16 protein-coding genes are annotated in these 13,706 nt (G+C 71.1%); 10 read left to right on the forward strand and 6 right to left on the reverse strand.

The window, feature by feature from the left end:
• Window positions 1–40 precede the first annotated feature (40 nt).
• From pqqA to pqqB, 5 genes are all read left to right on the forward strand, one after another.
• Window positions 41–139 carry a pyrroloquinoline quinone precursor peptide PqqA gene (pqqA, locus tag BA062_RS25320; protein WP_110340926.1) on the forward strand — a complete coding sequence of 33 codons (99 nt, stop codon included), beginning with the start codon at window positions 41–43 and terminating at the stop codon, window positions 137–139.
• 104 nt (window positions 140–243) lie between these two features.
• Window positions 244–924, forward strand: a complete 681-nt coding sequence (gene pqqC / locus BA062_RS25325; protein ID WP_168214088.1) for a pyrroloquinoline-quinone synthase PqqC — start codon at window positions 244–246, stop codon at window positions 922–924.
• Entirely contained in the window at window positions 921–1,172 is a 252-nt protein-coding gene (pqqD, locus tag BA062_RS25330; protein ID WP_110340930.1) for a pyrroloquinoline quinone biosynthesis peptide chaperone PqqD, read from the forward strand. The genes pqqC and pqqD overlap by 4 nt, the downstream gene beginning before the upstream one ends.
• Window positions 1,173–1,198: 26 nt before the next feature.
• Window positions 1,199–2,248: a pyrroloquinoline quinone biosynthesis protein PqqE gene (gene pqqE, locus BA062_RS25335; RefSeq protein WP_245959998.1), complete on the forward strand. Its 1,050-nt coding sequence runs from the start codon at window positions 1,199–1,201 to the stop codon at window positions 2,246–2,248.
• A complete protein-coding gene (gene pqqB / locus BA062_RS25340) occupies window positions 2,245–3,123 on the forward strand; it encodes a pyrroloquinoline quinone biosynthesis protein PqqB (protein WP_110340934.1) in 879 nt (292 codons plus the stop codon). The genes pqqE and pqqB overlap by 4 nt, the downstream gene beginning before the upstream one ends.
• A gap of 33 nt (window positions 3,124–3,156) precedes the next feature.
• On the opposite strand, the gene BA062_RS25345 is transcribed toward pqqB, so the two are convergent.
• The 3 genes from BA062_RS25345 to BA062_RS25355 all read right to left on the reverse strand — a co-directional run bounded on the left by BA062_RS25345 (window position 3,157) and on the right by BA062_RS25355 (window position 5,925).
• Window positions 3,157–4,407: an MFS transporter gene (locus BA062_RS25345; RefSeq protein ID WP_245959993.1), complete on the reverse strand. Its 1,251-nt coding sequence runs from the start codon at window positions 4,405–4,407 to the stop codon at window positions 3,157–3,159.
• Window positions 4,408–4,779: 372 nt separating this feature from the next.
• On the reverse strand, window positions 4,780–5,454 hold the full coding sequence (locus tag BA062_RS25350) for a Crp/Fnr family transcriptional regulator (RefSeq protein ID WP_005441764.1): 675 nt from the start codon (window positions 5,452–5,454) through the stop codon (window positions 4,780–4,782).
• A gap of 219 nt (window positions 5,455–5,673) precedes the next feature.
• Entirely contained in the window at window positions 5,674–5,925 is a 252-nt protein-coding gene (locus BA062_RS25355) for a hypothetical protein (RefSeq protein ID WP_110340936.1), read from the reverse strand.
• A 93-nt stretch (window positions 5,926–6,018) separates the two neighbouring features.
• Between BA062_RS25355 and nth the strand changes: the two genes are divergently transcribed.
• From nth to BA062_RS25375, 4 genes are read left to right on the forward strand one after another with little or no spacing between them, the layout of a single operon-like run.
• Window positions 6,019–6,789 carry an endonuclease III gene (nth, locus tag BA062_RS25360; RefSeq protein ID WP_210406987.1) on the forward strand — a complete coding sequence of 257 codons (771 nt, stop codon included), beginning with the start codon at window positions 6,019–6,021 and terminating at the stop codon, window positions 6,787–6,789.
• A complete protein-coding gene (locus tag BA062_RS25365; protein ID WP_110340940.1) occupies window positions 6,786–7,382 on the forward strand; it encodes a TlpA family protein disulfide reductase in 597 nt (198 codons plus the stop codon). The genes nth and BA062_RS25365 overlap by 4 nt, the downstream gene beginning before the upstream one ends.
• A complete protein-coding gene (locus BA062_RS25370) occupies window positions 7,379–8,089 on the forward strand; it encodes an NUDIX hydrolase (protein ID WP_110340942.1) in 711 nt (236 codons plus the stop codon). Before BA062_RS25365 ends, BA062_RS25370 begins: the two co-directional genes overlap by 4 nt.
• 9 nt (window positions 8,090–8,098) lie before the next feature.
• Window positions 8,099–9,283 (forward strand): MarP family serine protease, encoded by a 1,185-nt coding sequence (locus tag BA062_RS25375; RefSeq protein WP_110340944.1) that lies wholly within the window; start codon window positions 8,099–8,101, stop codon window positions 9,281–9,283.
• 64 nt (window positions 9,284–9,347) lie between these two features.
• Here BA062_RS25375 and BA062_RS25380 read toward each other — a convergent pair whose 3' ends face one another.
• Genes BA062_RS25380 through nhaA form a run of 3 tightly spaced genes read right to left on the reverse strand, consistent with a single transcriptional unit; the run spans window position 9,348 to window position 12,058 of the window.
• A complete protein-coding gene (locus BA062_RS25380; protein WP_110341035.1) occupies window positions 9,348–10,295 on the reverse strand; it encodes an alpha/beta fold hydrolase in 948 nt (315 codons plus the stop codon).
• A 20-nt stretch (window positions 10,296–10,315) separates the two neighbouring features.
• A complete protein-coding gene (locus tag BA062_RS25385) occupies window positions 10,316–10,831 on the reverse strand; it encodes a phage holin family protein (RefSeq protein ID WP_210406988.1) in 516 nt (171 codons plus the stop codon).
• Between the two features lie 12 nt (window positions 10,832–10,843).
• Window positions 10,844–12,058: a Na+/H+ antiporter NhaA gene (nhaA, locus tag BA062_RS25390; RefSeq protein WP_110340946.1), complete on the reverse strand. Its 1,215-nt coding sequence runs from the start codon at window positions 12,056–12,058 to the stop codon at window positions 10,844–10,846.
• Window positions 12,059–12,239: 181 nt separating this feature from the next.
• On the opposite strand from nhaA, the gene BA062_RS25395 reads away from it, so the two are divergent.
• A complete protein-coding gene (locus BA062_RS25395; protein WP_110341039.1) occupies window positions 12,240–13,700 on the forward strand; it encodes a peptide MFS transporter in 1,461 nt (486 codons plus the stop codon).
• The last annotated feature ends 6 nt before the right edge of the window (window positions 13,701–13,706 follow it).

Below are 13,706 nucleotides of genomic sequence, written 5' to 3' on the forward strand. Positions count from 1 at the left end.
GTGGCGTTTTCATCGACATCCCAATGGAGGGAGGCGCACCATGGTCGAGTCGGGCGAGCTGGAGGTCTGGACCACTCCGGACTTCGAGGAGTACGAGACCCCGATGGAGGTCACGGCGTACTTCGGCCGTATGGAGTGACGAGTGTTTCGGCGTGGCCGATGGGAAAGCGCTTACAGCTTCTGTCGGCCACGCCCCACCGACCCGGGAGGACGGCAGTGCAGCCGCTGGAGCCGAAGCCACCGATGACCGAGCAGGCCTTCGTCGCCGCGCTCAAGGGACTCTCGCACCGCTACTGGGGCACCCATCCGTTCCACCACCGGATGCACGCCGGTGAGCTCACCGAGCACGAGCTGCGAGTCTGGGCGGCCAACCGCTGGTACTACCAGCGCATGCTGCCGCAGAAGGACGCGGCGATCATCAGCAACTGCCCGCTGCCGGAGATCCGCAGGCAGTGGCTCGACCGCATCGTCTACCACGACGGCCGGGCCGAAGGCGAGGGCGGAGCCGAGCGCTGGCTGCGGCTGTGCGCGGCGGTGGGCCTGGACCGCGAGGAGGTGCTGGACGAGCGGCACGTCGCGCCGGGAGTGCGGTTCGCGGTCGACACGTACGTGACCTTCGCGCGCACCAAGCCGTGGGCCGAGGCCGTCGCCTCCGGGCTCACGGAGATGTTCTCCGGACATCTCATGCGGCGCAGGGTCGGCGACATGCTGGCCCGCTACGCGTGGATCCGCAGCGAGGACCTGGCCTACTTCACGAACCGGATCGACGCCGTGAGCGGAGAGGGCGAGGAGACGCTCGCGATCGTCGTGGCCCACTGCGTCACCCGGGAGCAGCAGGAGGCGGCCGTCGCGGCGCTGTCGTTCAAGTGCGACGTGCTGTGGTCCATGCTCACCGCCATCGAGCACGCGGCGGCGAAGGAGTGACGCCCCGGCTGCGCCGCGGCGTGCGGCTGACCTACGACCGCACCAGGCGGACCCATGTGCTGTTGTTCCCCGAGGGCGTGCTCGTGCCCAACGCGACCGCGGCCGCCGTACTCGAGCTGTGCGACGGCGAGCGCACGGTGCCCGACATCGCGGCCTCGCTCGGCGAGCGCTACGCGGGCGTGCGCGAGAGCGACGTCGGCGACGTGCTCGCCAGGCTCGTCGACCGGCAGGTGGTCGAGTGGGCGTGACCGAGGAGGTGCGGCCGCCGCTGGGCATGCTCGCCGAGCTGACCCACCGCTGCCCGCTGCACTGTCCGTACTGCTCGAACCCGGTCGAGCTGGTGACCCGCGAGCGGGAACTGGGCACCGAGGAGTGGTGCTCGGTGCTCGACCAGGCCCGCGACCTCGGCGTGCTGCAGGTGCACCTCTCCGGTGGCGAGCCGCTGGCGAGGCCCGACCTGCCGGAACTGGTCACGCGCGCGTCCGGCCTCGGCTGCTACGTCAGCCTCGTGACCAGCGGACTCGGGCTCACCGAGGCGCGGCTGGCCGACCTCGTCGACCGCGGGCTCGCACACGTCCAGCTGTCCGTGCAGGGCGCCGACGCCGCGCGGGCGAACCTCCTCGCGGGTGCGAAGGCCCACGACCACAAACTCACCGCCGCGGCGCTGGTGAAGCGCTTCGAGCTGCCACTGAGCGTCAACGTGGTGCTGCACCGGGCCAACCACGACCAGCTGGAGGGCATGATCGCCCTCGCCGAGCGGATGGGCGCCGACCGGCTGGAGCTGGCCAACACCCAGTTCTACGGCTGGGCGCTGCGCAACCGCGACGCGCTCCTGCCCACCAGGGAGCAGCTCGCGGCGGCGGAGCCGGTGGTGCGCGCCGCGATGGAGCGGCTCAAGGGCACCATGCAGGTCGTCTACGTGCTGTCCGACTACTACGAGCAGTACCCCAAGCCGTGTATGTCCGGCTGGGGCGCGCAGCAGCTGACCGTGGCCCCGGACGGCACGGTGCTGCCCTGCCCCGCGGCCACGGCGATCACCACGTTGCCGCTGGAGAACGTGCGCGACCGGCCACTGGCCGAGATCTGGTACGACTCCGAGTCGTTCAACGCCTACCGTGGCGAGGACTGGATGCGCGAGCCGTGCCGCACGTGCGAGCGGAGGACCGTCGACTTCGGCGGCTGCCGCTGCCAGGCGTTCCAGCTCACCGGCGACGCCGCGGCGACCGACCCGGTGTGCCGCCGCTCGCCGGACCGAGGGCTGGTGGACGTGCTGCTGGAGGCTCCGCGCGGCTCCGGCGAGTTCGTGATGCGAGGTGTGCGGTGAGGGTGCTCCTGCTGGGCACGGCCGCGGGCGGCGGGGTGCCCCAGTGGAACTGCGCGTGCGCGAACTGCGAAGCCGTGCGAGCCGGGACCGCACCGGCCCGAACGCAGGACTGCCTCGCGGTGAGCGCTGACGGCCGCACCTGGTACCTGCTCAACGCCTCGCCCGACATCCGCACGCAGCTGACGTCGTACGCGGCCCTCGCGCCGCTCCCGCCGAGGGAGAGCCCGCTTCGGGGCGTGCTGCTCACCGACGGCGAACTCGACCACACGCTGGGACTCTTCCAGCTCAAGGAGGCCGCCGGACTGCGGGTGTGGGCTCCGGCCGCGGTGGCGGCGACCGTGCCGGCGCGGGAGATCGCTGGGCGGTACCACGGCTGGGAGTGGCCTCGCCTTGAGGAAAGGTTCGAGCTCGGCGGCCTGGTGGTCACCGTCTTCCCGGTCAGCGGCAAGCGCCCGAAGTACGCCGGAGACTCGGCGCTCGACGGTCCGTGGGTCGTGGCGTACCGGATCGAGGACCCGGCGACCGGCGGCTCGCTCGTCTACGCGCCGTGCGTGGCGCAGTGGCCGGAGGGCTTCGACGACTTCTGTGCTGGGGCGAGCTGTGTGCTGCTGGACGGCTCCTTCTTCGCGCCGGACGAGATGGCGGGCGCGACTGCCGGGGACGTCGGCTCCGGTGCCCAGCTCGCGATGGGTCACCTGCCGATGGCCGGTGAGCACGGCAGCCTCGCGCGCATCCGCCGTTCCCGGGACACCCGGTGGCTCTATACGCACGTGAACAACACGAACCCGGTGCTGAGCCCGGCGTCACCAGAACACGCGGCCCTTCTCGAAGCGGGAGCCGAACTCCCGCCGGACGCCACCGAGCTGCTCCTCTAACAGCCCCAAAGGTGGCCTTGGGGGCAGGCGGGGTCAGGCGAGTGCGGGCGCCGCAGGTTCGGCTGGCTGCGGTGGGCGGATGGTGTGGCGGAGGAGCCAGACCACGGCCGCCAGCGCCAGCGCGCACGCCGCCGCAGTGAGGAACGCGGCGGGCGGGCCGCTGTGCTCCACCAGGTAGCCGCTCACGGACTGGCCGAAGGCCAGGCCCAGCGTCACCGCGGTGAGTACCCAGCCGAACGCCTCGGCCGCCGTGCCCTTCGGCGCCACGATCTCGATCGCCGTCGAGTGGGCGGTCGACTGCGGCGTGATGAGGGCACCGGCGCCGAGCATCGCGAGCGCCAGCGCCCACAGCGTCGTCGGCAGCGCGAGCAGGGCCACCAGCGCACCGAACAGGGCGAGCAGCACGGGCAGCCGCAGCCTCATCGGCCGGGGCCACGGGCGCAGGCTGTAGGCGACGCCGAAGCCGACGGAGCTCACCGACCACGCCGACAGCAGCAGCCCGCCAAGGGCGACGTGCCCCGCCTCGTCGGCCGCCGCGGGCACCGCGACCTCGACGAACCCGATCACCATGCCGAAGCCCAGCGCGGCCAGCGCGAGCGTGCGCATGCCGGGGCTCGCGAGCGCGCCGAGCAGGCGCCCGCCGGTGCGCTCCTCCGCGGGACCCCACGCCCGCACCGCCGGGCTCAGCGCGAACAGCACCGCACCGGTGACCATGCAGACGGCGCCGAGCACCATGCCGGTTCCCGGCCACGGCGCGGCGATCAGCAGCCCCGCCAGGCCGGGGCCGAGGATGAAGAACGTCTCCATGCTGATGGCCTCGTAGGAGAACGCCGCGTCCCGCGCGGGCCCCTCGGGCACGAGCCGCGTCCACAGCGCCCGCGAGGCCGAGCCGGTCATCGGCTCGGTCACGCCGATGCCCACGGCGAGGGTCACCAGCAACGGTGTGGGCGCGTGCGCCTCGATGGCGAGCACCAGCGCGGTCATGGCGACCGAGAACAGGGCCGCCACCAGCAGCAACGGCCGTGTGGGCCCGAACCGGTCGATGATCCGGCCCTGCACCACCGAGCCCGCCGAGACGCCGACGAGCGCGCCCGCCGACACGAGCCCCGCCGCGGCGAACGACCCCGTCTCCCGCTGCACGAACAGCAGCGCGGAGATGCCGATCATGGCGATGGGCAGCCGGGCGAACAGGGAGGCCACCATCGGCCTGCGGGCGCCCGGCGTGCTCAGCGCGATGCGGTAGTCGGCCAGCGTCGTGCGGCCGTGGGAGTCGGATTGGGACACGCGTACCAGTATGCCTCTCGCTGGTACGCGAGTACCACTTGTTTCACCGAACGCGACACGCCGACTCGAAGAGGTGTGAGATCCGTCCCGGATGGGTACTTCTGTCTCAGTTGGATAACAGAGTGCGGGTTCAGGGCATCAAACCATCACATTGGGCGTCCTTGAGGGTGAACGGCCTTGAGTTGGTGGGTAGGGGTCGTGGATCGTGGAAGTTACGAATAGCGCCGCAGTCTCCCTCCGGGAATCGGGTCGGGGCCTACAACCGGAGGGCGGGGAGCGCGGACTGTCGGGGGATGGTCCGCGCACAGCAAGGGGCCGGTGCGCCACGTCGGGGGTGGCGCCCGGCCCCTTGTTATGTCTGGAGCGGCTTGCTCAGCGAGCCCGGCGGGCGAGCCGCTCGGGGTCGAGAATCAGCACGCTCTTGCCTTCGAGCCGCAACCAGCCGCGGTGCGCGAAGTCGGCGAGCGCCTTGTTGACGGTCTCGCGAGACGCGCCGACGTACTGGGCGATCTCCTCCTGCGTCAGGTCGTGAGTGACCCGCAGCAGACCGGCCTCCTGGCTGCCGAAGCGCTGCGCGAGCTGCAACAGCGCCCTGGCGACGCGGCCGGGAACGTCGGTGAAGATCAGTTCCGCGACCATGTTGTTCGTGCGGCGCAGCCTGCGCGCGACCACGCGCAGCAGCTGCTCGGCGATCTCCGGACGCGTCGAAATCCACTGCCGGAGGGCAGGCCGGTCCATCGTCACGGCGCTGACCTCGGTCACGGTCGTCGCGGTCGAGGTACGCGGGCCGGGGTCGAAGATCGACAGCTCACCGAACATGTCGGAGGGGCCCATGATCTGGAACAGGTTCTCGCGGCCGTCCGCGGACTTGCGCCCGATCTTCACCTTGCCCGACTTGATGATGTACAGCTTGTCGCCCGGCTCGCCCTCGTTGAAGATCACGTGGCCGCGGGGAAACTCCACAGTCTCCAAGGTCTGCGCAAGCGCCTCGGCCGCTGCCGGTTCCACACCCTGGAAAATGCCCGCGCGGGCCAGGGTCTCGTCCACCTCGTGCCTCCTTTGAGAAGCGACCGCGATCCTCGAACTCAAGGAGCGTGTCGCCGATCACTACGTGCAGTGTAGGGCGTGCTCCCGAGATCGCCTCCCGGCTCGCCGCCCCGAGGCAAACCCACCCTGCGCGGGTGATACCTCAGCGCATTCGTGCCGATACCGCCTGTCAGAGCGGTGTGGAATCGATCTCGTCCGATCGAACAGCCTAACTCGCTGTTAACCGCGGACGCGGCGCGGCTTCAGTTTGGCGGTCTTCCCGCCGAGCCTGCGCAGCCGGAAGAGCTCCAGCGCGCGGCCGATCCCGTGCCCGTACAACGCCCTGACCTCGTCGGGCTGGGCCTGCTCCAGGAACTCCTCGACGTCCTCACCGCGGACGGACACGTGCCGGAGCCGGTTCTCGACGCGCTCCATGCCGAGCGCGAACAGCATGACCACGAGGGGCACCGCGATGACGAACCATACGGTCATGAGTCTCCTCATCCTCGCTCGTGGCCGGCCACGGCTCTCGACCTTAGCCAAGCAGGTATCCGTCTGCTCGGACGGCGCACGTAGGCTAGCGGTGTGTCGTCAGCCGTCGGTCGCGCCCCCCGGAAGCGGCGCTCGTTCGCTGAAGAGAGCCGATTGTCATTGGTGAGACGCGCCCGGCGTATGAAACGTTGCCTCGACGAGGCCTATCCAAACGCTCACTGCGAGCTGGATTTCACGACACCGCTGGAACTTCTCGTCGCGGTGATCCTTTCCGCACAGTGCACCGACCAGCGCGTCAACCTGACCACGCCCGCGCTGTTCGCCCGCTACCGCACCGCCGCCGACTACGCCGGTGCCGACCGGACCGAACTGGAGGAGCTGATCCGGCCGACCGGGTTCTATCGCAACAAGGCGACGTCGTTGCTGGGGCTCGGCGCCGCGCTCGTCGAGCGGCACGACGGTGAGGTGCCGGGCAAGCTCGACCAGCTCGTGAAGCTGCCCGGGGTCGGCCGCAAGACCGCGAACGTCGTGCTGGGCGAGGCGTTCGGCGTTCCGGGGATCACTGTGGACACCCACTTCGGCAGGCTCGTGCGCCGCTGGGGCTGGACCGCCGACGAGGACCCCGTCCGCGTCGAGCACGAGATCGGCGAGCTGATCCCGCGCAAGGAGTGGACGATGCTCTCCCACCGCGTGATCTTCCACGGCAGGCGCGTGTGCCACGCCCGCAAGCCCGCGTGCGGTGCCTGCCCGCTCGCGAACGACTGCCCCTCCTACGGCGCGGGGCCCACCGAGTTCGACGTCGCGGCGAAGCTCGTGAAGGGCCCCGAGCGCGACCATCTGCTGTCTCTGGTGACGAAGTCTTGACCACTGCGACCAAATGGGCACTGGCCGTGGGCGTGCTGGCCCTCGCGGTGCTGGTGGCCGTGCTGCCGAACATCGGCAACGACCCGGCGCCGCCGCAGGCGGGCGAGGACCTCGGACCCGCGCGCACGGCCGCCGCGCTGCAGCCGTGCCCGCGGGGCAGCGGCACCGTCGAACAGCTCGCCGGCGTGGAGGTCTCGTGCCTCGGCGACGGCTCGCGGGTCGACCTCGGCAGCGCGCTCGCCGGCGAGACGACACTCGTCAACGTGTGGGCCACCTGGTGCCAGCCGTGCCGGGAGGAGCTGCCCTTGCTCCAGTCCTACGCCGGGCAGCCGGGTGCCGCGCGCGTGCTCGCCGTGCAGGTGCAGAGCGACGCGAAGGATGGCCTCGAACTGCTGGCCGAGCTGGGCGTGCACCTGCCGTCCGTGCACGACGGCGACGGCGCGACCGGGCCGGTGCGGGAGGCGCTGAGGGTGCCGAGGGCGCTGCCCGCGTCGTACCTGGTCACCGAGGACGGGCAGGTCCGCTTCGTCGACGATCCGCGCCTGTTCACCTCCGTGACGCAGATCGGCGAGACCGTGGAGGCGCTCCGGTGACCGGCCCGCTCGTCGACCCCGGTGACGTCCCGGAATGGCTGCGCGGCCTCGTTGAGGTCAGTGGTGAGCTGGACGCGAGGACGTTCACGCGTTTCGCCGCGCCGTCGGGCACCAGGACCAGGTCCGCGGCCGTGCTGATCCTCTTCGGCGAGGCCGGCGAGCGGGGCCCCGACGTGCTGCTGCTGCGCAGGGCCGACACGCTCGGCTCCCACGCGGGCCAGGTCGCGTTCCCCGGCGGCGGCGCCGAGGACGGTGACGACGGGCCCGTCGGCACGGCGCTGCGGGAGGCCGAGGAGGAGACCGGCGTCGTTCCCTCCGGCGTGCGGCCGCTCGCCGTGCTGCCCGAGCTGTACGTTCCCGTGTCCGGTTTCGCCGTGACGCCCGTGCTGGCCCACTGGCACGAACCGTGCCCGGTGCACGCGGTCGACCCGGCCGAGACGGCCGCCGTCGCGCGGGTGCCGGTGGCGGAGCTCACCGATCCCGCCAACCGGTTTCTGGTACGCAGGTCCGGTGCCGACTGGAAGGGCCCTGCCTTCGAGGTCGGCGAGATGTTCGTCTGGGGCTTCACCGCGGGCCTGCTCTCCGTGCTGCTCACCCTCGGCGGCTGGGAGCGGGAGTGGGATCACACGGACGTACGTGACCTTGACGTAGCGTTGGCGCGACACGAGGCCCGCGTCAGGCGCGCGGAGGCCGGCTCGCGCGAGTAGGGAGAGACGTTGAACTGGGTCGACGTGCTGGTGATTCTGCTGGCATTGCTGGCGGCGGTCTCCGGCGCTCGCCAGGGGGTCGTGATCGCGTTGCCCGCCTTCCTCGGGGTGATCGCGGGCGCGGTGGTCGGAATCCAGCTCGCGCCGATGATCGTGGACTTCTTCGACCATCCCGCCGCGCGCGTCGCGTTCGCGGTGGGCACCGTGGTGTTCCTCGTCGCGCTGGGCGAGACGCTCGGGGTGTGGCTCGGCAACAAGCTCAAGAGCAGGATCCGCTCGCCGAAGCTGTCCGGCGTGGACAGTACGCTCGGCGCCGTCGTGCAGGGCGTCGTCGTGTTCGTCGTCGCGTGGCTCATCGCGCTGCCGCTCACCAGCGTCGCCGCGCTGCCGGGACTGGCGAGGGCGATCAACAACTCGGTGGTGCTCGGCGGCGTCAACTCGATGATGCCCGACGCGGCGCAGGGCCTGCCCGGCGAGCTGCGCCAGCTGCTCGACGCCTCCGGTTTTCCGTCCATTGTGGACCCATTCCAGAAGGCGCCGGTGCGGGAGATCGGCCCGCCCGACGCGGCGTTGCAGAACAGCGCCGTCGTGCAGGACCTGCGGCCGAGCGTGCTGAAGATCCGCGGCATCGCACCGTCGTGCTCGCGGTCGCTGGAGGGCAGCGGCTTCGTGGTCTCGCCGGAGCGCGTGATGACCAACGCGCACGTGGTGGCGGGCACCGAGGAGGTGGCGGTCGAGACCGACGCCGGGCGCCTCGACGCTCACGTCGTCTACTACGACCCCGAGACCGATGTCGCGATCCTCGCCGTGCCCGGCCTCACCGCGGCCCCGCTGTCGCTCGACCCGCAGCCTGCGCAGGAGGGTGACGACGCGATCGCGCTCGGCTACCCGCTCGACGGTCCCTACACCGCGTCGGCGCTGCGCGTGCGGCAGCGCATCAACCTGCGCGGTCCCGACATCTACGACGCCAACACCGTGGAGCGCGATGTCTTCACGGTGCGCGGTCAGGTCCGCAGCGGCAACTCCGGCGGGCCGATGGTAGACCCGGACGGCGACGTGATCGGCGTCGTCTTCGGCGCGTCGGTGGAGGACCCGGAGACCGGGTTCGTGCTCACCGCCGACGAGGTCCGCGACGAGGTCGAGGCCGCACCGGGCCTCGGCGCCCAGGTCAGCACGGGCCCCTGCACCTCCTAGCCGGGCGACCGCCGCCCTGCAGTGAAGGCCACCTTCACTGCGTTCAACGCAGTGAAGGTGGCCTTCACTGCGGTTGGCGGGTCTCGCGCAGGAACGCCACGAGTGCCTTGGCCGTGTTCTCCGGATCTTCGAGCTGCGGGTAGTGGCCCACACCGGGCAGCGTCTCGAAACGCGAGCGGGGGCCGAGCCACGGCGCGGAGTCGTGTGCGGTCGAGGGGAGCACCACGGGATCGGCGGCGCCGTGCAGTTGGAGCACCGGCATCCGCAGCCGCGCGTCGACGGCGTCGCTGAACCGCCTGCCCTCGCCGCGGAACTGCGCGCGGAAGGCCCAGCGGTAGTACTCGAGCGCGCTGTGGGCGACGCCGGGCACGAGCATCGCGTTGCGGAACGCCCTCGCGGTCTCGGCGAAGTCCCCTTCGCGCCGCCACGTCTCGCCGGACCAGTCGTGGAGCAGCCGTTCGACGGCGGCGGCGTCATCCTTCATGAGCCAGCGTTCCGGCCGCATCGGTATTTGAAACCGCAGCAGGTGGGACATCGCGCGGGCCTGGCTGCGCCGCCTGCGCAGGGCCGAGCGGCCGAACGCCGACCGCAGCGCGAGCGGGTGCGCCCCGCCGAGCACGCTGACCGAGCTGACGACGCGGGGGTGCAGCGTCGCGGCGGTCCAGGCGAGCAGGCCGCCCCAGGCGTGGCCGACGAGGTGTGCGCGCCGCTCGCCCAGTGCGCGGACGAGCCCGGCGACGTCGCCCGCGAGCGTCCAGGCGTCGTAGCCTCTCGGCGGCTTGTCCGAATCGCCGTAGCCGCGCAGGTCGGCCGCCACCACACGGAACCCGGACTCGGCGAGCGAACGCAGCTGGTGGTGCCAGGCCCACCAGAACTCCGCGAACCCGTGCAGCAGCAGCACCAGCTCACCGGATCCGGCCTCGGCGACGTGCAGGCGGATCCCGTTCGCGGAGACGTCGCGGTGGGTCCAGGGACCCACCAGCCGGACGGTCGACGGGTCGGGCGCGGGCACGGCGACCTGCGGCACTGCCGTCAGCGCTGCGCCGGCAGGCCCGGCTCCGCCGCGGCGGGCTCGGGCTCGCGCCGGGGCTTCAGCGCGGCGGCCGTCTCCTTCAGACTGTCGATCGAGCGCTGCGGCGCCCTGACCTTCTTCCACTTGCGGTAGCCGAGCAGGCCGAACAGCGCGGCGGTGACCAGCATCAACAGGAAGACGATGCCGAACGCCGCCCAGCGCTGCAGCCACTCCGACAGCAGCTCGCCGAGGAAGAAAAAGAAGAAGAACGAGCTGTACAGCGCGACGACGCCGGCGATGACGAAGAAGACACTGCCCTTGGCCGCCTTCTTGGCTTCCCCGACGGTCTCGGCCTTGACGAGCTCGACCTCGGCCCTGAACAGGGTCGACAGGTGCGCTGTCGCGTCCTTGACGAGCGCACCGATCGACTGGCCGTCGGCCGCGGATCCGTTCTCTTCGGACAGCGGGATGTAGGGCACGGAACCCACACGATCGCCGCCGACCGGTTCGTGTTTGGGGCTGCTCACGGGCCTCATCGTGCCATGTGATCAATCCGAGGGCTCGGTGGGCGCGCTACTGGCGTGCGCCTTGCTCCGCCTGACGAGCAGCAGCGCGGCGGTCAGCGACGCCACGGCCGACGCGATGAGCACGGCCGCCTTGGCCAGTTCGACGGCCTCGCCTTCGAGCGAGAGCTCGGCGATCAGCAGGCTCACGGTGAAGCCGACGGCACCGAGCATCGACAGCGCCCCGAGATCACGCCAGGTCAGCGAGCCGGGCAGCCGCGCGAGGCCGAGCCGGACGGCCAGCGCGGAGAACCCGAGGATGCCGACGACCTTGCCCGCGAGCAGGCCCGCGATCACGCCGAGCGGGATGGCGCTGGTGAACACGGCGCCCAGCGCGTCGGCGCTGATCGTGATGCCCGCCGCGAACAGTGCGAACACGGGGACGGCGAACCCGGCCGACCACGGCTGCAGGCGGTGTTCGAGCCGCAGTGCGGGTGCCTCGTCCTCGCCCCGGTCGGCCCGCACGCGCGTGAGCAGCCCGAGTGCGACGCCCGCGATCGTCGCGTGGATGCCCGCGGCGTGCACCGCGGCCCAGACGACGACGGCTAGCGGCACGTAGAGCCACCACGCCCGGACGCGGCGGTGCTGGAGGTAGGCGTAGCAGGCGAGGCCCGCCACGGCGATCGCAGCGGCGACGAGACTGAAGGTCTCGGTGAAGAGCACGGCGATGACGATGATCGCGCCGAGGTCGTCCACCACGGCGAGGGAGAGCAGGAAGACGCGGGCGGCGGCGGGCAGGTTCGAGCCGGTCAGCGCGAGCACCCCGAGCGCGAACGCGATGTCCGTCGCCACCGGGATCGCCCACGCCCGCTCGATGCCCGGCTCGCCCCACGCGATGGTGACGGCGATCAGCGCGGGCGCGATCATCCCGCCGAGCGCGGCGATGATCGGAAGCGCCGCGGACTTGAGGTCGGACAGCTCGCCGACCACGAGCTCCCGTTTCAGTTCAAGCCCCGCGACGAAGAAGAACAGGGCGAGCAGGCCGTCTTTCGCCCAGTCGCCGATGGAGAGGTTCAGGTGCAGCGACTCGGGGCCGATGTGGAAGTCGCGGACGGTTCGGTAGACGTCGTCCAGCGGGGAGTTCGCCCACAGCAGGGCGATGGCCGTGGCGGCGAGCAGGAGCATGCCGCCGGTCGTCTCGACCCGGAGAAACCGGGCGAACTCGGAGACGGCTTGAGCGGGTCGGCGGGGGGTGTTCACGGGCGGCTCCAGGGATCGGCTACGAGACCGCCGACCAGACTTCCCGGCACACCTGGCCCCCAGCCTAGCCGTTCGCCGGGCGTAGCCCGACCCGCCTCGGTCTGGAATTTACCCGGCAGTAACCTACCGTGTTGGTGGTTTTCCATACCCGGCACGACAAGGGCGGACGCACGTGAACTCCGTGGAAACGGCCTCCACAGAGGCCAACAGGGACACCAGGTTCTTCGGGCACCCACGAGGGCTCGCGAACCTCTTCGGCGTCGAGATGTGGGAGCGGTTCTCCTACTACGGGATGCTCGGCATCCTCCCGCTGTACCTCTACTACGCGGTGGCCGACGGCGGCCTTGCGATGTCGAAGGCGACGGCGCTGAGCATCGTCGGCGGCTACGGCGGGCTCGTCTACCTCTCGACGATCGCGGGCGCGTGGGTGGCCGACCGGCTGCTCGGGCCCGACCGGACCCTCTTCTACAGCGCGATTCTCATCATGATCGGCCACGTCAGCCTCGCGGTGCTGCCCGGCTACGCCGGCATCGGCGTCGGCCTCGCGTGCGTCGCGCTCGGCAGCGGCGGGCTCAAGGGCAACGCGACCGCGGTGGTCGGCACGCTCTACAGCGAGGAGGACCAGCGCCGCGACGCCGGCTTCACCCTCTTCTACATGGGGATCAACCTCGGTGCGTTCGTCGGCCAGATCCTCACCGGCCTCGCGCAGAAGGAGGTCGGCTTCCACCTCGGCTTCGGGCTCGCCGCGGTCGGCATGGCGCTCGGGCTCATCCAGTACACGCTGGGTCGCAAGAACCTCGGCGAGAAGGCTCGCGAGGTGCCCAACCCGCTGCCGTCCTCGCGCCTGCCGCTCGTCGGTGTCGGCGTGCTGGCACTGGCCGCCGTGATCGCGGTGCTCGTGCTCAGCGGCGTGATCACCGCGGCGAACCTCTCGGACGTGACCGTCTGGGTCGTCGGCGTCGCCTCGGTCGCCTACTTCGCCGTGATCCTCACCAGCCGCAAGATCACGGCCGTCGAGCGCAGCCGGGTGCTGTCGTTCATCCCGATGTACATCGCCAGCGCGGCGTTCTTCGCCCTGTACCAGCAGCAGTTCACGGTCGTCACGGTGTACTCCGACGAGCGGCTCGACCGCGACCTGTTCGGCTGGGAGATGCCGGTGTCGTGGGTGAACTCGGTGATCCCGGTGTTCATCATCGTGCTCGCGCCGGTGTTCGCGACGATGTGGACGAAGCTCGGCCAGCGGCAGCCGTCGACCCCGATCAAGTTCGCGCTGGGCACCGCGCTCATGGGTGTCGCGTTCCTGCTGTTCCTGCCGATGGCGGGCGGCACGGGCAACACGAGCCCGGTGCTCGCGCTCGTCGGCATCCTGCTGGTCTTCACGCTGGCCGAGCTGCTGCTCTCGCCGGTGGGGCTTTCGCTGTCCACCAAGCTCGCGCCGAAGGCGTTCCGCACGCAGATGGTGGCGCTCAACTTCCTGTCGGTGTCGCTGGGCACGGCGCTGTCGGGCTCGCTGGCGGAGTACTACAGCCCCGACTCCGAGGGTTCGTACTTCGGCATCGTCGGTGCGGTCGCCGTGGTGATCGGCGCGCTGATCGCCCTGCTCGCGCCCTTCATCCGGAAGCTGATGCGCGGCGTCCGCTGAGCAGCG

Origin of the sequence: Prauserella flavalba, from assembly GCF_003202235.1 — a bacterium.
Classification (GTDB): domain Bacteria; phylum Actinomycetota; class Actinomycetes; order Mycobacteriales; family Pseudonocardiaceae; genus Prauserella_A; species Prauserella_A flavalba.

Bases quoted from the DNA above. Each gene is read 5' to 3' on its own strand.
- BA062_RS25385 (WP_210406988.1), bottom strand. From the start codon at position 10,831: ATGAGGCCCGTGAGCAGCCCCAAACACGAACCGGTCGGCGGCGATCGT.
- pqqA (WP_110340926.1), top strand. From the start codon at position 41: ATGGTCGAGTCGGGCGAGCTGGAGGTCTGGACCACTCCGGACTTCGAG.
- pqqE (WP_245959998.1), top strand. From the start codon at position 1,199: ATGCTCGCCGAGCTGACCCACCGCTGCCCGCTGCACTGTCCGTACTGC.
- pqqC (WP_168214088.1), top strand. From the start codon at position 244: ATGACCGAGCAGGCCTTCGTCGCCGCGCTCAAGGGACTCTCGCACCGC.
- BA062_RS25355 (WP_110340936.1), bottom strand. From the start codon at position 5,925: ATGACCGTATGGTTCGTCATCGCGGTGCCCCTCGTGGTCATGCTGTTC.